The following is a 20,383-nucleotide window of genomic DNA, read 5'->3' as shown; positions in this document are numbered from 1 at the left end:
CAGGCGCGTGTCTCGCCCACGGGCTGGCATCCCTCCCAACCAGACGAATTCAGCCCTTACGCGGCTCGCGACCCGACGAGCGTCGGCGCGCCTCGGCCTTCTTCTGCTTGACCTTTTGCAGCGGCGTGCGCCGGTCGACCTTGCCCTCGTAGGGGTTCGAATCGGTGCGGAATTCGATCCGGATCGGGGTGCCCATCAGATCGTGTTCGCGGCGGAAGTAGGATTCCAGATAACGGTGGTAATGCCCCGGCAGGCGCTTGGTCTGCTTGCCGTGAATGACGATGATCGGCGGGTTGCTGCCGCCCTGGTGGGCATAGCGCAGGCGGATGCGCCGGCCGTGTACCAGCGGCGGCTGGTGCTGCTCGACGGCGGCCCCCAGGGTGCGGGTCAGCGCGTTGGTCGAGATCGAGCGCATGGCGGCTTCATAGGCCTGATCCACGCTCTCGAACAGGTGACCCACGCCGGTGCCGTGCAGGGCGGAAATGCGATGGATCTCGGCGTAGTTGATAAAGCCGAGCTTGCGTTCGATCTCCGAGGCGACGCGCTCACGCACGTCAGACTCCAGCCCGTCCCACTTGTTGACCGCGATCACCAGCGCGCGGCCACGCTCATTGATGAAGCCCAGCAAATGCTGGTCCTGCTCGGTAATGCCGGTGTGCGCATCGAGCACCAGGATCACGACATTGGCAGCGTCGATCGCCTGCAACGTCTTGACGATGCTGAACTTCTCGATCGCCTCGCCGACGCGCGACTTGCGCCGCACCCCGGCGGTGTCGATCAGCGTGTAGGGCTTGTCGTCGCGCTCGAAGGGGATCTTGATCGAGTCGCGGGTGGTCCCCGGCTCGTCAAAGGCAAGCACGCGCGATTCACCCAGCAACCGGTTGGTCAGGGTGGACTTGCCCACGTTGGGACGCCCGACCAGGGCGACGGTAATGCCTCGCCCCTCGGGCTCCTCGGCCGGTTCCTCGGCGAACTCCGGCGGCAGCATGGTCTCTAGCCGCTCCCATAGCCCGCCGATGCCACGTCCGTGCGAAGCGGCGATGTATTCCGGCTCACCCATGCCCAGCGCCCAGAACTCGGCCTGGACCTCGTGCTCATCGACGCCGTCGGTCTTGTTGACCACCAGCAGCACCGGCTTGCCGGCGCGGCGCAATTCCGCGGCGATTTGCTCGTCGGCGGCGGTCAGCCCGGCCCGACCATCGACGAGGAAGGCGATCAGATCGGCCTCCTCGACGGCCAGCCAGGCCTGATCCTCCATCAGGGCCTCGATGCCGCCCCGCTCGCCGGTCAGCCCGCCGGTGTCGATCACCAGCCAGTCACGTTCCTCGTGATGGGCCGCACCGTACTGACGATCGCGGGTCAGGCCGGCGAAATCGGCCACCAGCGCATCACGGCTGCGAGTGAGCTGGTTGAAAAGGGTCGACTTGCCCACGTTGGGGCGGCCGACCAGGGCGATTACGGGTTTCATCGCGTCAAAGGACTCGTGGGGTGGCTGTTGCCAGAATTAGTCAAGCGTGAACGCCCGCAGTTCGCCGTCGCGGGTGACGGCCAGGCCCTGACCGTCGACCTGCTGGATCGGGTCGATCAGCGGATCGCCCCAGTCGGCCCGGCCGACCAACGCGCCGCTGGTGGTCGAGAGCACGTGCACGTAGCCCTCGCGATCCCCCACGACCAGGTAGCCATTGATCAGGGCCGGGCCGGTCAAGCCGCGGTGCTTGAGATCCGATTGGCGCCAGAGCGCATCGCCGCTGCGCCGGTCGATGGCCCAGATCACGCCGTCGGCATCGCTCAGGTAGAGCGCGCGACCACCGGCCGCGATGTTGTTGGTGTTGGAGAAGTCGCGTGACCACAGCTCGCGACCGCCCTGGGCGGCCAGGGCAACCAGCTTGCCCTGGTACGTCGCGGCATAGAAGACGCCATCGGCGAACACCGGCGTGGCGTCGACATCCACCATGCGGTCGACGTCGGTCCGGCCGGTCGGCAGCGCCACGGCCTGGCTCCACAGCTCGCGGCCATCCTCGCGGGCGAAGACGGCAATCGTGCCGTCGTCGAAACCGGCAGCCAGGGCATCGGGGAACATCAGCACGCGCCCCTGTCCCTGCAGGGTCAGGGCCGGCGGGTTTTTCGACTGGCGCCAGCGCATCTCGCCGGTCTCGGCATTCAGCACGGCCAGCGTGCCATCGCGGCCGCGCACGGCCACATCACCGAAGCCGACCGAGGGTGCGGCATCCACCGAACTGCGGATCGAGACATCCCAGCGACGCTCGCCACTGTCGGCCGCCAGGGCGAAGACGCGACCGTCCTCGCTACCGAAGACGACAATCCCTTCACCGGCGCCGCCGCCGACACTCAGGTCGGCCTCGAGATCGACCGACCACAGTCGCTTGCCCGACTCGAGATCGTAGGCAAGCACGTCACCCTCGGGGCCGGCAACGAAGACGCGCCCGTCGTCCTCGACCGGGGCGATGGCGGTCAGATGATTTTCCTGATCACCGCCGGAGGAACCGCTCCAGGCAACCTGGGGCGGTTGCTGGTTGTCGATCTCCTGCAGCGGCGTGGGCTTGACCAGTTCGCGCGGTGCCGAGCAGCCGGCGAGTGCGACGGCCAGGCCCGCAACCAGCGGCAGCGTCCAACGGGTCGAGTGCGTGTTGATCATGATTTCTCCTCGGCGCCGGCCGGCAGGCTGTCGAGCTTCATCTGCAGCAGGCCGTTGGCGGCATCGGATTCGATGGCGGTTTCGTAGGCCTGGCGCGCGGCGACCAGGTCGCCGCGTTCGGCAAGGATGTCGCCGCGCAGTTCGGCAAACAGGCCGTCAAAGCCGGCCGGCGGATTGGCCAGTCGCTCGAGCGCGGCATCATGTTCGCCCTGTGCCCAGAGTACGCGGGCCAGTCGCAGGTCGACCGTCGCGACCAGCTGGACCCGTTCGGCGCTCTCGCGTGCCTTTTCGAGGTAGGACGTGGCCGTTTCGAGGTCGTTGCTCTCGACGGCGGCACCGGCACCGATCAGCCAGGCCAGCGGGGTGTAGTTGGTGCCATCGTGGCTGGTGGCGACCTCGCGCGCGCGCTCGACCACGTCGCCTTCGCCGCGGGCCGCCATCTGCTCGAGATTGGCAAAGGCCGCGGACGCCGAGGCGATCCGGTTGTCCTGCCAGCCCTGCCAGCCCTGCCAGCCGACCAGGCCGGCAATGCCGAGCACGACGCCGGCAATCACCGTCTTGCCGTTCTCCGACCACCAATCGCGGATGCGTTCAATCTGTTCTTCGTCTGAGGCGACCATAGGGGTTCCCGAAATGCGTTAGTTAGTGGCCAAGAGGGTATCGAGGGCGTCCACGGCGACGGTCTGCTGCTCGCCTTCGCCGCGCAACGGCTTGACCGAGACCTGCTCGCCGGCCTCGTCCTCGACGATCAGCGCGGTGGCGGCACCACTGCGATCCGCGCGCTTGAACTGTGCCTTGAGGCTGCCGCCGTCGAGATTACACTGCACCCGTCGGCCGACCAAGGTGCGGCGCAGACGGTCGGCAAGCCGCAGCCCCGCCCCCTGGCGGGCCGCTTCCGGCACGATGACGTAGAGGTCGGCACGACCGGCGTCCGTCGGCGTCTCGGCCAGCGACAGCAATCGCTCGATACCGATCGCGAACCCGGCTGCCGGCGTGGCCCGGCCGCCGAGCTGTTCGACCAGCCCGTCGTAACGACCGCCGGCACAGATGGTGCCCTGGGCGCCGAGCGACTCGGTGACCCACTCGAACACCAGCTTGTTGTAGTAGTCCAGCCCGCGCACCAGCCGCGGGTTGATCCGGTAGGGAACCCCCAGCGCATCGAGCAGCCCGCAGGTCTTGGCGAAGTCGGCGGCCGACTCCTCGTCGAGGTAGTCGGCCAGCTTCGGTGCGGCCTCGAGGATCGGCTGGATGTCAGGGTTCTTGCTGTCGAGCACCCGGAGCGGGTTCTCGTGCAGGCGCCGGCGCGCTTCCTCGTCGAGCTGGTCGGCGTGGCCCTCCAGATACTCGATCAGCACCTCGCGGTGCCGGGCGCGTGCCTCGGGCTGGCCGAGGGTATTGATCTCCAGGCGCACGTCCTCGATGCCGAGGCGCGCCCACAGCGAGGCGGCCATCTGGATCAGCTCGACCTCCAGCTCCGGGCCGGCCACGCCGAAGGTCTCGACGCCGAACTGGTGGAACTGGCGGTAGCGCCCCTTCTGCGGGCGCTCGTGGCGGAACATCGGCCCGGTGTACCACAGCCGACGCTGCTGGTTGTGGATGATGCCGTGCTGCAGGCAGGCCCGCACGCAGCCGGCCGTGCCCTCGGGGCGGAGGGTGAGCGAATCGCCGTTGCGGTCGTCGAAGGTGTACATCTCCTTCTCGACGATATCGGTCACCTCGCCGATCGACCGCGCAAACAGCGCCGTCTGCTCGACGATCGGCATGCGGATCTCTTCGTAACCGAATGCCGCGGCGGTGTCGCGCAGGGCGGTTTCCAGGCGTTGCCAGGCGGGCGTGTCGTCGGGCAGCACGTCGTGCATGCCCCGGATGCTCTTGGGCGTCTTGCTCATCGTGGAATCGGGGTTATCGCTCGTCGCCGGAATCGTGGGCGGCCTCATGGGCGGCCTTATCCCGGGCGACGCGCTCGCGGATGGTTTGTTCGATCTGGTCGACCAGCTCTTCTTCGGACAGCTTGCGCGACGGCTTGCCGTCGACGTACAGCAGATTGGGCTGACCGCCGGTCAGGCCGATGGATGCCTCGCGGGCCTCGCCGGGCCCGTTGACCACGCAGCCGATCACGGCGACATCCATGGGCAGGTCGATGTCCTCGATACGCTCTTCCAGGGCGTTGACGGTCTTGATCACGTCGAACTCCTGACGGGCACAGGACGGGCAGGCAATCAGGTTGACGCCGCGGCTGCGAAGTTTCAGCGACTTCAAGATATCCCAGCCGACCTTGACCTCTTCGACCGGGTCGGCGGCCAGCGAGACGCGCAGGGTGTCACCGATCCCCTCGGCCAACAGCATGCCCAGACCTACGGCGGACTTGACCGCGCCGGCGCGCGGACCACCCGCCTCGGTGATCCCCAGATGCAGCGGCTGCTCGATCTGGTCAGCGAGCTTGCGGTAGGCACCCAGCGTCATCCAGACGTCGGAGGCCTTCAGCGAGACCTTGAACTCGGGGTAGTCGAGCCGGTCGAGGATATCGATGTGCCGCAAGGCGGACTCGACCAGCGCGTCCGGGGTCGGTTCGCCGTACTTTTGCTGCAGGTCCTTCTCCAGCGAGCCGGCGTTGACGCCGATGCGCAGCGGGATGCCGTGGTCGCGCGCCGAGTCGATCACCTGGCGCACGCGGTCCTCGCGACCGATGTTGCCGGGGTTGATGCGCAGGCAGTCGGCGCCCAGGTCCGCGACGCGCAGGGCGATGCGGTAGTCGAAGTGGATGTCGGTGATCAGCGGGATGGAGACCCGCTGCTTGATCTTGCCGAAGGCCTCGGCGGCATCCATGTTGGGCACGGAGACACGCACGAGGTCGGCGCCGGCGGCGGCAAGGCGCTCGATCTGGGCGACCGTCGCCTCGACATCGCAGGTGTCGGTGTTGGTCATCGACTGGACAGAGATGGGCGCATCGCCCCCCACGCCCACGGACCCGACCTGGATCCGACGGGACAGGCGACGCGTCACCGGAACCGGTTGAAAGCTCATGAATTCCCCACGGTGGTTCGCAGCACGCCGGTGTCCCCGCTCGGCTCACCCAGATCCACCGGCTTGCCCTGGTATTCGACCTCGATCCCCTCGGGCTGCCCCAGCACCAGCGAGAACGGCCCGTTTGCCTCGGCAAACGCGCGTTCCTCGCCGGCGGCCAGCACGTCGTACATCAGTCGCTCGCCGTTGCCGTCGCGCACCTCGACCCAGCTGTCGGCGCTGGTGGCGCGCAGCAGCAGGGCCGGCGGCTTGTCGGCGGCAGGGGCCGCCGATTCATCGGCATCGGGTTCGTTGTCGGCCTCGCCAGCGGATTGGCCGGCGGATTGGCCGGACTCGTCCTCGGCGGGCTCACGCCCTTCAATCGCAGCGCCGATCGCCGCCAGGCGCTCGCCGGGCAGCGCCAGCGAGACGCTCTCGGTCGGCGAAGGCGCCTCGGTCGGCGGCGCCGGGGGCTCGTCGAGGGCCCCGTCGATGGCCGGACGCTCGCCGGCCGAGTCGTCCTCGGTCACCGACGCCGGGCCCGTGTCGGTCGACGACTCGGCCGTCTCGCCGCGCAGATCGGTCCACCAGGACTGCACGCGATCGGCATCGAGACGCGAGAGGGCGAGCACCACGATCGCGATGACGATCAGGATGCCCAACCATCCCAGCAAGCGACGGCCAACGCCACCGCCACGGGGCTCCATGACGTCCAGCGTCGGGTGAATGCCACCCTGCACCGTCCCGTTGTCCGGGGCGCGCTGGGCGTTGTACTGGGCGATCAGCTCATCGCCGTCGAGCCCCAGTTGCCCGGCCCAGGTGCGCAGATAGGCGAGGATGTAAGGGCGCCCCGGTACGGCATCGAGCTCGTCGCGCTCGATACACTCGATCACCTTCAGATCGAGGTTGAGCGGCTGGGCGAGATCCGCGGCGCTCAGACCGGCGGCTTCGCGTCCGCGCCGAATCCGTTCGCCGACGCTGGGGCCGGCGATCTCCTGCCCAAGGGTGATCGCCTCATCCGGCTCGTGGGCCGTTGCTCCGACCGCTGGCTCACGCCGCTCCTGCTCGCTCATCGACTGCCTCCCTGTTCCAGTGCCTGGGCCTCCGGCGAGTCCGGGAATCGGCCGCGCAGGATCAGGCGGTGGTTCTTCAATGCCTGTTCGTCACCCACCGCACGGTCGATCGCGATCGCGACGCCCAGCGACCCCGGGGTGTGCCGGTGACGCGATTCGTATCGCCGCATCGCCTCGGCCGCCTCGGCCGCCTCGCCGGTTTCCAGCAATGCCTGCGCGACACCCAGCAGGGCACCCGGCTGACGGGCGCCTTCGTCCAGCGCCCGGCGGAACTGGGCCAGTGCCTGGGACTGTTCGCCGGCCTGCTGGTAGCAGCGCCCGGAGTTGACCAGGGCGAATTCCGGGGTCTCGTACAGGGGATCGTCGTAGGCGCGACGGAACATCGCCTGAGCGCGTTCGTAGTCGCCCTGGGAGCACAGGAAGCCGCCGTAGTTGTTCGCCAGATCCGAGTTGTCGCCGTCGAGCCGCACGGCTCGGGCAAAGGCATCGCCCGCCTTCTCTTCCTCGCCCAGACGCTGCAGCAGGATGGCGTGGACGTGATGCGCCGGGGCATAGCCGCTATCGAGCCGGATCGCGCGTCGAATCTTTTCCATGGCGATCTTGAGCTCGCCCTTGCGCATGTAGCCGGCGGCCAGTTCGGTATTGATCTCGGCGGCCTGGGTATTTTCGCCGACGTGGCGCTCGATCGAACCGCTGTCGCCACCCGGCAGGCCGGTGGTGGCGCAGCCGCTCAGGCCGAGCAGGATCACGGCGCAAAGCGTCAGCAGGCGATGGCTCATCGAGTCACCTCCACCACACCCTGGCCCAGGCCCATCTGCGCCAGGCGATCCTTGCGGCGGGACTTGTCGGCGACCTTGCCGGCAAGCTGGCCGCAGGCGGCATCGATATCGTCACCGCGCGTCTTGCGCGGCACGGTATTGATGCCCACCGCCTTGAGTCGTGCCCGGAACCGCTCGATGCGGTTGCGCGAGGAACGCTCGTAGCCGGAACCCTCGAAGGGGTTGAACGGGATCAGGTTGATCTTGACCGCCTCCTTGCGCGGGCCGAGCAACGCGATCAGCTCATCGGCATGCTCGGGCGTGTCGTTGACGCCCTGGATCATCACGTACTCGTAGATGATCGCGCCATGCGGCACCACCTCGGCGTAGCGGTCGCAGGCCGCCATTAGCTCGTCGAGCGGGTACTTCTCGTTGATCGGCACCAACTCGTTGCGCAGCGCGTCGTTGGGCGCGTGCAGCGAAATGGCGAGCGAAATCGGCAACCGCTCGCCCAGCCGATCGATCGCCGGCACGATGCCGGAGGTCGAGATGGTCACTCGACGCTTGGACAGGCCGTAGGCGTGGTCGTCGAGCATCAGCTCGGCGGCGTCGACCACTGCCTGCTCGTTCAAGAGCGGCTCGCCCATGCCCATGAAGACCACGTTGCTGATCGCCTTGCCGGTCGGCAGGCGACGCTCGACCAACCGCTCGGCCAACCAGAGCTGGCCGACGATCTCGGCGGTCGACAGGTTGCGGTTGAAGCCCTGCCGGCCGGTCGAGCAGAAGGTACAGGTGAGCGAACAGCCCACCTGCGAGGAAATGCAGAGGGTCGCGCGGTCGTCTTCGGGGATGTAGACCATCTCCACGGAGTTGCCGCCGCCCGTATCGACGAGAAACTTGCGCGTCCCGTCCTTCGATTCCTGGTCGAGCAGGATCTCGGGGGCCTGGATGCAGGCGATCTCCTTGAGCTTTTCGCGCAGGCTCTTGGCGAGATCGGTCATTGCGTCGAAGTCCTCGACCCGACGCTGGTGCACCCACTTGAGCACCTGGTTGGCACGGAAGGGCTTCTCGCCCATCTCCGCAAACCAGGCACGCAGGCGGCTGGGCGCCAGTCCCAGCAGATTGATGCGTTCGTCGGTCGAAGTCATTCAGGCCACCCGTATGTCGACCCGAAAAGGTGCCAGCGGTCTTAGCGGCTGGTCAACTCGTCGGGCTTGAAGAAGAAATCGATCTCGGTGCGCGCGTTCTCGGCGCTGTCCGAACCGTGGGCCGCGTTGGCGTCGATCGACTCGGCGAAGTCGGCGCGGATGGTGCCCGGCTCGGCTTCCTTCGGATTGGTCGCGCCCATCAGGTCACGGTTCTTGGCGATGGCGTCCTCGCCCTCGAGTACCTGGACGAAGACCGGGCCGGAGATCATGAAACCGACCAGCTCACCGAAGAACGGACGCTCCTTGTGGACCGCGTAGAAGCCCTCGGCCTGCTCGCGGGTCAGCTGCATCATGCGCGCACCGACCACCGACAGACCGGCGTCCTCGAAACGCGAGATGATCTGACCGATCACGTTCTTGGCAACGGCGTCGGGCTTGATGATCGAAAGGGTGCGTTCTACGGCCATGAAGTTATCTCCTGATCGGGCGGGATCATTCCGCCCCGGTGAAACGTGAAAAAGAAAACGGAAACAGGAAGCTGTCGCTCACCGGGGATGAGCGACAGCAAAGCGCGATAGTTTAAGGAACCTCTGCACGAATAGCCAATGCCTCTGGCTTACCGGCTTGTTCGCCATCAAGGCGTCGATTCGAAGTCGGGCTCGTTGCCCGCCGAGAATCGGCAACACCGAGGGCGGGCAAGCCGGCAAGCCCCGGAGGGCGGGCCGCCAGGCACCCATCTGCGGTGTTGCAGCGCTTGCCAATGACTCCGGCCATTGGGCGGCGCGCTACGCCTTGCATCTGGGTACCTGGCGACCCGCAGAGGCGTTGGCTATTCGTGCAGAGGTTCCGACGATTCACCGGAAAACAATCCACGCGAACCGCGTGGAGACTGTTCGCGTTGGCGATCGAGCAGGGAGCTCGGATCAGGGACCGACGCCCCGCATGCCGGCAGCGACGGCCTCGGACCGCTCGTCGCGCGTCTGTTGCAGCTGATCGTCCTGGCGAGCGGAGACGTCGAGCACGTCGGGCTGCTCCACCACGTCGGCCAGCGAAATGGACTCGAGGAACCCCTGGATCTGGGCCGACAGCCCCATCCACAGGTCATGAGCCAGGCACTTGCCACCTCCCTGGCAGTTGCCGCGTCCACCGCAGCGGGTGACATCGACCACCTCGTCGACCGCGTGGACGATCTCGGCGATATTGATCCGCGCCGGCTCACGCGCCAGCTGGTAGCCACCGCCCGGGCCGCGCACGCTGCTCACCAGCTGCCCGCGACGCAACTGGGCAAACAACTGCTCAAGGTAGGAGAGCGACAATGACTGTCGTTCCGCGATGTCGGCCAGTGCCGTCGGTTGGCCGCGGTCATGGATGGCCAGGTCCAGCATGGCCGTCACGGCGTAGCGGCCCTTGGTCGTCAGCCTCATTGCAAACCTCCCGGCAGCCGCTATCGCGGCCGCCAAAACGGGTCAATCCCGAGCGGGATTCTCGGGGATAGTCGCCCCATCATAGTCCGGCGACACCGCGCTGTATATGGGCGGGGCCGACCGGGTCAGTCCCGCCGGTCCGGGGCCTGCTCGACCGGCTGGTCGCGACCGCAATTGACCGCCCCGTCTTCCTCGTCGAGGTGACAACCATCCAGGCTGGGACGACTCGGTCGGGAGACATCCACCCCCAGCGAACGCAGGGCGTCGGCCATCTCGTCAAGCTGACCGTCGACCGTCTGAACGTGATCCAGCAGGCGATCGACCACGGTCGCCACCGGGTCGGGCATGTCGCGGGCCACGCCGTAGGCATCGAACCCGAGCCGCTGGGCAACACGTCGCTTGGTCTCGTTCTGCTCGGCGCGCTGCTCGACCATCCGCGCCGGGATGCCCACCAGGGTCGCCCCGTCGGGGGCATCACGGAGCACAACGGCGTTCGACCCGACGCGCACCCCCTCGCCGAGGGTGATCGGGCCGAGGATCTTCGCCCCGGCCCCGACCACCACGCCGTCGCCGAGCGTGGGGTGACGCTTGCCCTCGCGCCAGGTGGTGCCGCCCAGCGTGACGCCGTGATACAGGGTGCAGTCATTGCCGATCTCGGCAGTCTCGCCGATCACCACTCCCATGCCGTGGTCGATGAAGAATCGATGGCCGATCTCGGCACCGGGGTGGATCTCGATCCCGGTCAGCCAGCGGCTGACATTCGAGATCAACCGCGCCAGCAGGCGCCAGTTGCGCCGCCAGAGCGCATGGGCAACGCGATGCCACCAGACGGCGTGCAGACCCGGATAGGTCAGCGCGATCTCCCAACGGCTGCGTGCCGCCGGATCGCGGTCGAACACGCTGTCGACGTCATCGAGAATCGTTTTCCACCAACCCATGCACTTGCTCCGCAATCTATCGATCAATCCGCCCCGTCGCGCCGCCCTCGGGATAGCGCGGTCAGCATGCCCTGCAGGATCTGCAGCTCGTCCCGACGCGGCTCGGCCCGGTTGAGCATCACGCGCAGGCGCTGCATCAGGCGCCGGGCGTGCTGCTCCGTCTCCGCCGCCCCGCTGCCGGGGAAATAGTCGCGCGCCGCCAGCGCGGCCTCGAGACGAGCGCAGAGTGTAGCAAGCTCGGCCTTGCGGGCCGGCGGTTCGCCGCCGGCCTCCAGCGGTTGCGGCTGGCGCGAGGCGTGGAACAACTCGTAGGCCACCAATTGGACCGCCTGGGCGAGGTTGAGCACCGGGTAGTCTGGATTGGCATGCAGGGCCAGCAGGTGATCGGCCACGCCCAGCTCCTCGTTGGTCAGGCCGGTGCGTTCGGCGCCGAACAGGATGCTGATCCGGCCGGTCGATTCCGCCGGCAGTGAACCGACCTGCCGCATCACCTCGGCCGCCGCCGCCCGTCCGTCGAGCAACGGCAGGGCCAGGCTGCGCGTCCGCGCGGTGGTCGCCCACACGGCCACCGAATCGGCCACGGCCTCGTCGACCGAATCGACCACGCGAGCGGCATCGAGCAGGTCGGCGGCGTGCGTCGCCACCGCCCGGGCCTTGTCGTCGATCGCCGCCCGGCTGACTCGGGGCGCGACCAGCACGAGTCGCGAGAGGCCCATGGTCTTCATCGCCCGGGCCGCGGCACCGATGTTCTCCGCCATCGACGTCTGGCAGAGCACGATCTCGATCCGCGCAAGGGCCTGAGCGGAACCCTCGGCGGAGGATGGGGAGCTGACGGAAGGGGACAATTGCGGCATGGCTGACATAGGGGCGTTTACGCGTATAATTCCGGATCCGAGGAACGGGGCGCATCAGCGCCCCGACCGGGCATCACGGTCCGATCGACCGGCCCGGACGCGCCTCTGGCAGCGATCAAACCGCCTGCCGCGGCCCGTCATCCACCATTCGCTCGTCGAGCCGACCAAGACCATTATGCCGCACCCCATGCTCAATATCGCCGTGCGCGCCGCCCGCGCCGCCGGCAGTGTCATCTCCCGCAGCCGCGATCGCGTCAACGATCTCACCATCGAGTCGAAAAAGCGCAACGACTTCGTCACCGAGGTCGACCATCAGGCCGAGACGGCGATCATCGACACACTGCTGCGCGCCTACCCCGACCACGGCATCCTCGCGGAGGAGTCCGGCGCCGCCGGGCAGGACGGCGCCGAGTTCCGCTGGATCATCGACCCGCTCGACGGCACCACCAACTTCCTGCACGGCATCGGCCACTACGCGGTATCCATCGCGCTGGAACGCCAGGGGCGACTGGAACTGGGGGTGATCTACAACCCGGTCAACCAGGAGCTGTTCACCGCCGAGCGCGGCGGCGGGGCCTTCCTCGACAACCGCCGCATCCGCGTCGCTCCGCGCAAGGGGCTGGATGGCGCGTTGCTGGGTACCGGCATCCCGTTCCGTGACGACCAGAACCTCGAACGATACATCGCGACCCTGCGGGCGCTGCACGGCCCGATCGCCGGCATCCGCCGCCCCGGGTCGGCCGCGCTGGATCTGGCCTACGTGGCCGCCGGCCGTTTCGACGGCTTCTGGGAATTCGGCCTCAAGCCCTGGGACATGGCCGCCGGCGTCCTGCTGGTCCGCGAGGCCGGTGGCGTGGTGATCGACAACCAGGGTGGCGACGACTACCTGGGCAGTGGCAATGTCATCTGCGCCAACCCCAAGCTGGTCCACGCCATGCTGCAGGCGATCAGCAAGGGCGAGGCGGCCTGGCGCTCGGTCTCGCGGCCCGAGTCCGGCGACTAACGCCAAGGCGCCGATCCCGCAGACACGAAAAAGCCCGCATCGACTGCGGGCTTTTCCGTTTGGGCCGGGCAGTCGAACCGTGCCGGCCAACCCCGTGCGGGAAAGGAAGGCCCTCAGGGGATGTTGCTGTCCTCGGCCTGCTTGAGCCGCTCGCGGTCATCCAGCTTGAGCAGGTCCTGGCGCTTGAGGCCCATGTCCAGCGACACGGCCGAGGCGACGTAGATCGAGGAGAACGTACCGATCGCGATCCCGAGCAACAGCGTCAGAGAAAAGCCGTAGAGCGCCTCGCCCCCGAAGACGAACAGCGCCAGCGCGGTGAGGAAGGTGGTACCCGAGGTGATCACCGTGCGCGACATGGTCTGGTTGACCGAGGCGTTCATCACCTCCTTCTCGGTGCCCTTGCGCATCTTCTGGAAGTTCTCGCGGATGCGGTCGAACACCACGATGGTGTCGTTGATCGAGTAGCCGGCCAGCGCGAGGAAGGCGGCCAGCACGGTCAGGTCGAAGCGAAGCCCCACCAGACTGACGATACCCAGCACCACCACCAGATCGTGCGCCAGGGCGAGGATCGCCCCGCCCGCCAGGCGCACCTGGAAACGAAAGCCCACATAGACCAGGATGCCGGCCAGCACGACCAGCAAGGCCAGCCCACCGGCGTTGAACAACTCCTTGCCCACCGCCGGGCCGACATACTCGACCCGGCGCATGGTGACGTCATCCGACTCCGACTGCAGCGCGGTCAGCACCTGGTCGGCGAGCCGCGACTGGCTTTCCCCCGTCGGCGGCAACCGCACCAGCACCGACTCCGATGAGCCAAACAGCTGCGCGACCGCTTGATCGAAACCCTGGGCATCGAGCGTGTCGCGCACCGCCTCGATGTCCGCCCCGCCGGGGTAGCCCAGCTCGACGACCACCCCGCCGGTGAAGTCCAGGCCCAGGTTGAGCCCCTTGGTCGCCAGCGAACCCACCGCGACCAGCAGCAGGATCGCCGACAGGGCGTAGGCGAAGTAGCGCTTGCCGAAGAAGTCGAATCGCGCGTCGGCTGGAAATACGTTCATGGTGTCACTCGTCTGATTCGATTGCCGGCACCTGGCCGGCTCAGATGGAAAGTCCCTTCAGGCGCGCCTGGCGACCGTAGACCAGGTTGGCCAGGGCGCGCGACAGCATCACCGCGGTGAACACCGAGGCGAGGATGCCGATCGACAGCGTCACGGCAAAGCCCTTGACCGGCCCGGTGCCGAAGGCAAACAGGGCGAGGGCCGCCAGCAGGGTGGTGATGTTCGCATCCAGGATGGTGGCAAAGGCACGCTCGTAACCGGCCTTCATCGCCGCGTGCGGCGTCATGCCGTTCCTGAGCTCTTCGCGAATGCGCTCGAAGATCAACACGTTGGCATCCACCGCCATGCCCACGGTCAGCACGATGCCGGCAATGCCCGGCAGGGTCAGCGTTGCCTGCAGCATCGAGAGCACCGCGACGATCAGGACCAGGTTGGTCACCAGCGCGACCACGGCGATCACGCCGAAGACGCGGTAGTAGATCATCATGAAGATCGCCACCAGCACGAAGCCGAGAATGGCGGCGTTCACGCCGGCCTGGATGTTCTCGGCACCCAGGCTCGGACCGACGGTGCGCTCCTCGACGATATCCATCGGCGCGCGCAGGGCGCCGGCGCGCAGCAGCAGCGACAGGTTGCGCGCCTCCTGCGACGAGTCGAGCCCGGTGATCTGGAAGCGGTTGGCCAGCTGGTCACGAATGGTGGCGACGTTGATCACCTCTTCGACCAGCTTCTTCTCCTCGCTGAGATTGCCGTCTTCGTCGACCTTGGTGTCGATGCGGTTCTCGATGAACACCACGCCCATCTGCTGGCCGATGTTGTCGCCCGTGATGTCGGCCATGCGCCGCGCGCCCTGGCTGTCGAGGTTGACGAACACCGCCGGCGAGCCGGAATCCTGATCAAAGCCCGACGACGCCCCGGTGACCCGATCACCGGTGACGATCACCTGGCGCTTGAGGAGCACCGGGCCGCCATCGCGTCGCTGGTAGAGACGCGCCTGCGGCGGGATGCTGCCGGACTCGTCGGCATCGACCCAGTCGGCCGGCGAGCCGTGGACCAGGCGGAATTCCAGGGTGGCGGTCGCGCCGAGGATTTCCTTGGCGCGCACGGTGTCCTGGATACCCGGCAGCTCGACCACGATGCGGTCATCGCCCTGCTGCTGGATCAGCGGCTCGGCCACGCCCAGTTCGTTGACGCGGTTGCGCAGGGTGGTGATGTTCTGCTCGAGGGCGGCGCGGCGTTCGGTCTCGACGCCCTCCTCGGTCATCGTCGCCGTCAGGTACGGCTCGCCCTCGATCTCGGCCGAATCGAACTCGAGGTCTTCGTAGTCGCCGGCCAGCTGCTCGATGGCCTGGTCACGGGACCCGGCATCACGGAAACGCACCTGGATACGCTGCTCGTCGGTGACCTCGGCGGAGACATACCGCAGACGCTCGCCGCGCAGGTCGGCACGCATGCCGTCGACACGACGCTCCAGCGCCGTCTTGATCGCCGCGCCCATGTCCACCTGCATCAGAAAGTGGACACCACCACGCAGGTCCAGGCCCAGATACATCGGCAAGGCGCCGAGATCGGTCAGCCAGGTCGGCGCGGCCGGGGCCAGGTTGAGGGCAACCGGGTAGTCACCGCCGAGGGCGGCACGCACCACGTCGACCGCCTCGAGCTGATCGTCCGTGGAGTTGAAGCGGATCAGACCGGAGTCGTCCTGCAAATCGGCACGGCTGTACTCGATGCCCGCGGCGCGCAGCGCGCTCTGTGCCTCGGACAGGGCGGCCTGCTCCATGGTGCCGTCACGCTTGGAGATCTGCAGGGCCGGCTCTTCGCCGAAGAAGTTCGGCAGGGCGTAGAACAACCCCACCAGCACGACAACGACGACGATCAGATTCTTCCACAGGGGATAGCGGTTCATCTTCTAGGCCTTCGCGAGGAAAGGCGCCCCGTGGGCCGGGACGCGGCCCACCGACACGCATCCCTGGCCGGCGGGCGGATAAAACGAGAGGGCCCGCCGTAGCGAGCCCTGGGGAATGGCGAGGATCAGGCCTCGCGGGCGTCCTTGATGGTGCCCTTGGGCATCACCGTGCTGACGGCGAATCGCTGCACGACCACCGTGGTGCCGTCGGCGATTTCCAGTACCAGCAACGTGTCGCCGACGTTGACGACGCGGCCAAGCAGACCGCCGGAGGTCGCGATCTCGTCGCCCTTCTCGATCGCCTCGACCAGCTTCTTGTGCTCCTTCTGACGCTTGATCTGCGGACGGATCAGCAGGAAGTACATGACGGCGAAGATGAGCAGCAGCGGCAGGAAGGTCGCCAGCAGGCTCGGCTCACCGGCCCCTTCCGCCTGGGCCATGGCATCGCTGATAAAGAACATCGTGGGGGTCGCTCCGATTTCGTGGTGTTTTAGGTGGTTTGCAAGACAACGCCGGAGTATGCCACAAGCCCCGCGGTTTGCATTGCTACGCGCCGTTCAGACACCGCGATCGCGCTCGGCGTAGAAGCGGGCCCGGAAGGTCTCGAAGGCATCCGCCTCGATCGCCGCGCGCATTTCGGCCATCAGCACCTGGTAGTAATGCAGGTTGTGGATGGTGCACAACCGCGCCCCCAGCACCTCGCGCGCCCGGTGCAGGTGCTTGAGGTAGGCGCGCGAGTAATGCCGGCAGGTGTAGCAGTCGCAATCCTCGTCGAGCGGCCGGATGTCAGTGGCGTAGCGGGCGTTCTTCAGGCGCACGTCGCCGTAACGCGTGAACAGGTGGCCATTGCGCGCGTTGCGCGTGGGCATGACGCAATCGAACATGTCCACGCCGCGGGCGACCGACTCGACCAGGTCCTCGGGCTTGCCCACCCCCATCAGGTAGCGCGGCCGATCGGCGGGCAATTCGGGCAGGGTGAACTCGAGCACGGCATTGCGCTCTGCCAGCGGCTCGCCCACCGACAGACCGCCGACGGCATAGCCATCAAAGCCCAGGTCGACCAGGCCGGCGGCCGACTCGCGACGCAGGGGCTCGTGCATGCCGCCCTGGACGATGCCGAACAGGGCCCGGTCCGAGTCCGCCGGCTTGAGGGCTTCGAAGGCCGCCTTCGAGCGCGCCGCCCAGCGCAACGATAGGCGCATCGAGGCACCGGCCACCTCGAGCGTGGCCGGGTAGGGCGTGCACTCGTCGAAGATCATCTGGATGTCCGAACCCAGCTCGTGCTGGACCTGCATCGAGGATTCGGGGGTGAGCATCACCTGGTCCCCATTGACCGGCGAGGCAAAACGCACCCCCTCTTCGGTGATCTTGCGCATCTCGGCGAGCGAGAACACCTGAAAGCCGCCCGAGTCGGTCAGGATCGGACGCTCCCAGTGCATGAAGTCGTGCAGATCACCGTGCAGCCGAATGATGTCCGTGCCCGGGCGCAGCATCAGGTGAAAGGTGTTGCCCAGCACGATCTGCGCGCCCAGGTCGGTCAGCTCCTCCGGGGTGACCGCCTTGACGGTGCCGTAGGTGCCCACCGGCATGAACGCCGGCGTGTCGATCACGCCACGGGCGAAGCGGATCTGGCCCCGACGCGGGCCGGCCAGGCGGTCCGCATCGGTCTTGGCGCGGGTGCAGTCATGCAGTTCGAATTTCATGCGGTCTGTGCGCCCTCGACGGCGGCATTCGTCTCGATGAACATCGCATCACCAAAGGAATAGAAACGGTAGCCGTGCTCGATGGCCTCGTGATAGGCGTCCAAAACCCGCTCGCGCCCCGCGAACGCCGAGACCAGCATCAGCAGCGTCGAGCGCGGCAGATGGAAGTTAGTCAGCATCGCGTCGATGACGTGCAGCGGCTGGCCGGGATAGAGAAAAAGCTGGGTGTCGCCGACAAACGGGCCGATCTCGCCGCGGGCGGCGTGCCCGGGGTGCGCACGAGCGGCCGTCTCGATCGCCCGGACCGCGGTGGTGCCGATCGCGATCACGCGGTTGCCACGGCGATGCGCCGCCGCGACCGCCTCGACCGTGGCCGGCGGCACCTCGGTCCACTCGCGATGCATCTCGTGGGCCTCGATGGTCTCGCTGCGCACTGGCTGGAAGGTGCCGGCGCCCACGTGCAGGGTAACGAAGGCCGTCTCGACACCCTGGTCGCGCAGGCGCTCGAGCAGCGCCTCGGTCAGATGCAGCCCGGCGGTGGGGGCAGCGACCGCCCCCTCGCGGCGGGCGAACACCGTCTGGTAATCGTGGCGATCCTGGTCGTCGTCCGCGCGCTCGATGTAGGTCGGCAGGGGCATATGACCATGCGCCTCCAGCCAGCCCAGCATGCCGTCCGCGGGGCTGGAGGCGAGCCGCTTCACCTCGAACAACGCCCCGTCACGACCGATCACTTCGAGTCGAGCACCGCCTTCCATGATCAGTTCGGCGCCGATCCGCGGCGAGCGACTGCTGCGCAGATGACACAGGGCCCGGTCGGTATCGAGCAGGCGCTCGAGCAGGAATTCCACCTTGCCGCCGGAGGCCTTGTGCCCGAACGCACGGGCCGGAATCACGCGGGTATCGTTCAGGATCAGGAGGTCACCCGGCGCGATCAGGTCGGGAAGATCGCCAATATGGCGATGGGCCAATTCCCCAACCGCCGGCAACACCAGCAGGCGCGCCGATTCGCGCGGCTCGGCCGGGCGGGCGGCGATCCGTTCGGGAGGCAGGTGGTAATCGAAGGCGTCGAGCTTCATGGCGGGCGCAGTCTACCCCGCCGCGCGGGGACAGACCACCGGGAACATCGAGCACGACCATCGGCGCGCCCGACCAACCGATCGCCGGGCAGGCTGTCAGCGGGCACAGGGCAGCCGGCGATACCAACGAACCACGGCGCGACTCACCACGGCGGATGACCGGCGGGGGAACGGATACGCACACGCAAAAAACACCCGAATCTGAATCACTCAGAGGGTGGTCCTGGGTCGTCTTGGGTCGTCGATGACGGAAAAAGGAGGAGGGCCTTCCTGGCCGGGAAACGATCCTGCCCTGCGGCATGGATCCGGCGCGTTGTCCCTGCGCGGAGTCTTGGGTCCCAATCCCTGGGTCCGGTGTGGCGAGTGCTTTTCCTTAAGACAAGGGCAGTATCCGTTGCCGATCCTGTTGATTCTTGTCTCGCCGCTGACCGTTCCTGCGGGTTCTTGTTGTTGCCGGCGTCTACCACCGTTTTTTTCAGCGATGCCATCCTGCATCGAACGCGCATCCTGCGCGGAATCGTCCCTTGCCGTCCGTGGCAGCACCCGTCCTGGGTGCTTGGCTAGATCCTTGATTCGGTCCCGGCTTCCGTGCCGAACGCGCCGCGGCCTTCCTGGCTGCCCGCAAAAAACCTGGACTCTGTCCCGAGGTCCGGTTGTTTACGGTGCGCTTCCTTAGATAAGCGCCGTGCACGCGTCGGGCGAACCCGACCTCCCGAACTGGCAGATCCTCTGCCGGTGCTTCCTGCGCGGACTCCCTGTCCGCCGTACGATCCCTCGGCCTCCTGGCCGGGTGGGCTTCCTGCCCTGTGCATCCAAGCACGGGTGCATGATGCGCGCTCTGACGCCGGCTGGATAGACGAAATCGCCGAAAGTTTCGTAGGAATTTTCGATTTCTTTTGTAGGAATTTTCCTACACGGGCCGATCAACCGATCGGTTGCTCCGGGAAATCGTGGCAGCCGTGGGCGAAAAAGCGGGTGACGGCGTCAAGGAACCCGGCGGTGTCCTCGATGTGCGGCCAATGGCGCGCCTGCTCCAGGGTGACGATGCAGCTTTGCGGAAAATCACGGCCGATGCGCTCTTCGTCGCCCGCCTCGATATACGCCGACTGGGCCCCGCGGATGAACAGGGCCGGCCCGAGATAGAAGCCCGACAGCGTCGGCATGTCGGACGTCTGCTCGTAGGCCGCCTTGAGCTCGGGCAGGTTGAAGCGCCAGCGCCACCGGCCGTCGACCTGCTCGAGGTTGGCCGCGAGGAAGGACCGCACCTCGGGCTCGAACACGTGCGCGGCCATCTGCTGGCGCGCCTGCTCCCGCGACTCGAGCGTCTCGAGATCGACGGCATCCAGCGCGGCGAAGACATCCTTGTGCCAGGGCGGATACCACTTCGGCGCGATATCGACCACGGCCAGCCGGGCGACCCGCTCGGGGTGGCGGTCGGCCAGCACCATGCCGAGCTTGCCGCCCAGCGAGTGGCCGATCAGGTGGGCGCGCTCGACCCCGAGCCGATCCATCACCGCCAGGATGTCGTTGGCCATCGCCTCGTAGGAAAGCCCCGGGGCGTGGGGTGAACGACCATGGTTGCGCAGATCGACATTGATGACGCGGTAGTTCGCGCTCAACGACTGGGCGATGCCGCGCCAGTTGGAGAGCGACCCGAACAACCCGTGCATGATGATCACCGGCAGGCCGCCGCCACGCTCCTCGAAGTGCAGGTCGACCGTCGCATTTGCCGCGTTTGCTTGCGTGCTCATTGAAATGACATGTCTCTGTTGAGGAAGGTCTG

General features: G+C 67.2%; 19 protein-coding genes. 1 reads left to right on the top strand and 18 read right to left on the bottom strand.

Going from position 1 to position 20,383, the window contains the following annotated elements; genetic code table 11:
• Positions 1-49: 49 nt before the first annotated feature.
• From der to SR882_RS01295, 12 genes are all read right to left on the bottom strand, one after another.
• Positions 50-1,468, bottom strand: coding sequence for a ribosome biogenesis GTPase Der (der, locus tag SR882_RS01350; RefSeq protein WP_322521564.1), 1,419 nt, complete (start codon positions 1,466-1,468; stop codon positions 50-52).
• Positions 1,469-1,504: 36 nt separating this feature from the next.
• Entirely contained in the window at positions 1,505-2,656 is a 1,152-nt protein-coding gene (bamB, locus tag SR882_RS01345) for an outer membrane protein assembly factor BamB (protein ID WP_322521563.1), read from the bottom strand.
• The gene (locus SR882_RS01340; protein WP_322521562.1) at positions 2,653-3,276 is read right to left on the bottom strand and encodes a YfgM family protein; all 624 of its coding nucleotides are present in this window, start codon (positions 3,274-3,276) and stop codon (positions 2,653-2,655) included. The genes bamB and SR882_RS01340 overlap by 4 nt, the downstream gene beginning before the upstream one ends.
• Before the next feature lie 18 nt (positions 3,277-3,294).
• Positions 3,295-4,545, bottom strand: coding sequence for a histidine--tRNA ligase (gene hisS, locus SR882_RS01335; protein ID WP_322521561.1), 1,251 nt, complete (start codon positions 4,543-4,545; stop codon positions 3,295-3,297).
• A 13-nt stretch (positions 4,546-4,558) separates the two neighbouring features.
• A complete protein-coding gene (gene ispG / locus SR882_RS01330) occupies positions 4,559-5,680 on the bottom strand; it encodes a flavodoxin-dependent (E)-4-hydroxy-3-methylbut-2-enyl-diphosphate synthase (RefSeq protein WP_322521560.1) in 1,122 nt (373 codons plus the stop codon).
• Complete coding sequence (locus SR882_RS01325) at positions 5,677-6,732, bottom strand: helix-turn-helix domain-containing protein (protein ID WP_322521559.1); 1,056 nt, start codon at positions 6,730-6,732, stop codon at positions 5,677-5,679. Before SR882_RS01325 ends, ispG begins: the two co-directional genes overlap by 4 nt.
• Positions 6,729-7,511, bottom strand: coding sequence for a type IV pilus biogenesis/stability protein PilW (gene pilW / locus SR882_RS01320; protein WP_322521558.1), 783 nt, complete (start codon positions 7,509-7,511; stop codon positions 6,729-6,731). Before pilW ends, SR882_RS01325 begins: the two co-directional genes overlap by 4 nt.
• A complete protein-coding gene (gene rlmN, locus SR882_RS01315) occupies positions 7,508-8,638 on the bottom strand; it encodes a 23S rRNA (adenine(2503)-C(2))-methyltransferase RlmN (protein WP_322521557.1) in 1,131 nt (376 codons plus the stop codon). Before rlmN ends, pilW begins: the two co-directional genes overlap by 4 nt.
• Positions 8,639-8,679: 41 nt before the next feature.
• A complete protein-coding gene (gene ndk / locus SR882_RS01310) occupies positions 8,680-9,105 on the bottom strand; it encodes a nucleoside-diphosphate kinase (RefSeq protein WP_322521556.1) in 426 nt (141 codons plus the stop codon).
• Positions 9,106-9,561: 456 nt separating this feature from the next.
• The gene (locus SR882_RS01305) at positions 9,562-10,062 is read right to left on the bottom strand and encodes an Rrf2 family transcriptional regulator (RefSeq protein ID WP_322521555.1); all 501 of its coding nucleotides are present in this window, start codon (positions 10,060-10,062) and stop codon (positions 9,562-9,564) included.
• 125 nt (positions 10,063-10,187) lie between these two features.
• Positions 10,188-11,000 (bottom strand): serine O-acetyltransferase, encoded by an 813-nt coding sequence (gene cysE, locus SR882_RS01300; protein WP_322521554.1) that lies wholly within the window; start codon positions 10,998-11,000, stop codon positions 10,188-10,190.
• Between the two features lie 23 nt (positions 11,001-11,023).
• Positions 11,024-11,854 carry an RNA methyltransferase gene (locus SR882_RS01295; RefSeq protein WP_322521553.1) on the bottom strand — a complete coding sequence of 277 codons (831 nt, stop codon included), beginning with the start codon at positions 11,852-11,854 and terminating at the stop codon, positions 11,024-11,026.
• 175 nt (positions 11,855-12,029) lie between these two features.
• Between SR882_RS01295 and SR882_RS01290 the strand changes: the two genes are divergently transcribed.
• A complete protein-coding gene (locus tag SR882_RS01290) occupies positions 12,030-12,857 on the top strand; it encodes an inositol monophosphatase family protein (RefSeq protein ID WP_322521552.1) in 828 nt (275 codons plus the stop codon).
• Between the two features lie 113 nt (positions 12,858-12,970).
• Here SR882_RS01290 and secF read toward each other — a convergent pair whose 3' ends face one another.
• From secF to SR882_RS01260, 6 genes are all read right to left on the bottom strand, one after another.
• Positions 12,971-13,915, bottom strand: a complete 945-nt coding sequence (gene secF / locus SR882_RS01285) for a protein translocase subunit SecF (RefSeq protein ID WP_322521551.1) — start codon at positions 13,913-13,915, stop codon at positions 12,971-12,973.
• A gap of 40 nt (positions 13,916-13,955) precedes the next feature.
• Positions 13,956-15,821 carry a protein translocase subunit SecD gene (gene secD, locus SR882_RS01280; RefSeq protein ID WP_322521550.1) on the bottom strand — a complete coding sequence of 622 codons (1,866 nt, stop codon included), beginning with the start codon at positions 15,819-15,821 and terminating at the stop codon, positions 13,956-13,958.
• A 125-nt stretch (positions 15,822-15,946) separates the two neighbouring features.
• Positions 15,947-16,282, bottom strand: a complete 336-nt coding sequence (gene yajC, locus SR882_RS01275; RefSeq protein WP_322521549.1) for a preprotein translocase subunit YajC — start codon at positions 16,280-16,282, stop codon at positions 15,947-15,949.
• A 96-nt stretch (positions 16,283-16,378) separates the two neighbouring features.
• A complete protein-coding gene (gene tgt, locus SR882_RS01270) occupies positions 16,379-17,524 on the bottom strand; it encodes a tRNA guanosine(34) transglycosylase Tgt (RefSeq protein ID WP_322521548.1) in 1,146 nt (381 codons plus the stop codon).
• Entirely contained in the window at positions 17,521-18,600 is a 1,080-nt protein-coding gene (gene queA, locus SR882_RS01265) for a tRNA preQ1(34) S-adenosylmethionine ribosyltransferase-isomerase QueA (RefSeq protein ID WP_322521547.1), read from the bottom strand. Before queA ends, tgt begins: the two co-directional genes overlap by 4 nt.
• Positions 18,601-19,523: 923 nt before the next feature.
• Positions 19,524-20,351 carry an alpha/beta fold hydrolase gene (locus SR882_RS01260; RefSeq protein ID WP_322521546.1) on the bottom strand — a complete coding sequence of 276 codons (828 nt, stop codon included), beginning with the start codon at positions 20,349-20,351 and terminating at the stop codon, positions 19,524-19,526.
• Positions 20,352-20,383 lie beyond the last annotated feature (32 nt).

The organism is Guyparkeria halophila (assembly GCF_034479635.1).
In the GTDB taxonomy this organism is placed as follows: Bacteria; Pseudomonadota; Gammaproteobacteria; order Halothiobacillales; family Halothiobacillaceae; genus Guyparkeria; species Guyparkeria halophila.
The sequence above is the reverse complement of the archived record's forward strand: the minus strand, read 5'-3'. Positions and strand labels throughout refer to the sequence as shown.

Coding starts and splice junctions, on each gene's coding strand:
- der (WP_322521564.1), bottom strand. CDS start 1,468: ATGAAACCCGTAATCGCCCTGGTCGGCCGCCCCAACGTGGGCAAGTCG.
- bamB (WP_322521563.1), bottom strand. CDS start 2,656: ATGATCAACACGCACTCGACCCGTTGGACGCTGCCGCTGGTTGCGGGC.
- SR882_RS01340 (WP_322521562.1), bottom strand. CDS start 3,276: ATGGTCGCCTCAGACGAAGAACAGATTGAACGCATCCGCGATTGGTGG.
- hisS (WP_322521561.1), bottom strand. CDS start 4,545: ATGAGCAAGACGCCCAAGAGCATCCGGGGCATGCACGACGTGCTGCCC.
- ispG (WP_322521560.1), bottom strand. CDS start 5,680: ATGAGCTTTCAACCGGTTCCGGTGACGCGTCGCCTGTCCCGTCGGATC.
- SR882_RS01325 (WP_322521559.1), bottom strand. CDS start 6,732: ATGAGCGAGCAGGAGCGGCGTGAGCCAGCGGTCGGAGCAACGGCCCAC.
- pilW (WP_322521558.1), bottom strand. CDS start 7,511: ATGAGCCATCGCCTGCTGACGCTTTGCGCCGTGATCCTGCTCGGCCTG.
- rlmN (WP_322521557.1), bottom strand. CDS start 8,638: ATGACTTCGACCGACGAACGCATCAATCTGCTGGGACTGGCGCCCAGC.
- ndk (WP_322521556.1), bottom strand. CDS start 9,105: ATGGCCGTAGAACGCACCCTTTCGATCATCAAGCCCGACGCCGTTGCC.
- SR882_RS01305 (WP_322521555.1), bottom strand. CDS start 10,062: ATGAGGCTGACGACCAAGGGCCGCTACGCCGTGACGGCCATGCTGGAC.
- cysE (WP_322521554.1), bottom strand. CDS start 11,000: ATGGGTTGGTGGAAAACGATTCTCGATGACGTCGACAGCGTGTTCGAC.
- SR882_RS01295 (WP_322521553.1), bottom strand. CDS start 11,854: ATGCCGCAATTGTCCCCTTCCGTCAGCTCCCCATCCTCCGCCGAGGGT.
- SR882_RS01290 (WP_322521552.1), top strand. CDS start 12,030: ATGCCGCACCCCATGCTCAATATCGCCGTGCGCGCCGCCCGCGCCGCC.
- secF (WP_322521551.1), bottom strand. CDS start 13,915: ATGAACGTATTTCCAGCCGACGCGCGATTCGACTTCTTCGGCAAGCGC.
- secD (WP_322521550.1), bottom strand. CDS start 15,821: ATGAACCGCTATCCCCTGTGGAAGAATCTGATCGTCGTCGTTGTCGTG.
- yajC (WP_322521549.1), bottom strand. CDS start 16,282: ATGTTCTTTATCAGCGATGCCATGGCCCAGGCGGAAGGGGCCGGTGAG.
- tgt (WP_322521548.1), bottom strand. CDS start 17,524: ATGAAATTCGAACTGCATGACTGCACCCGCGCCAAGACCGATGCGGAC.
- queA (WP_322521547.1), bottom strand. CDS start 18,600: ATGAAGCTCGACGCCTTCGATTACCACCTGCCTCCCGAACGGATCGCC.
- SR882_RS01260 (WP_322521546.1), bottom strand. CDS start 20,351: ATGAGCACGCAAGCAAACGCGGCAAATGCGACGGTCGACCTGCACTTC.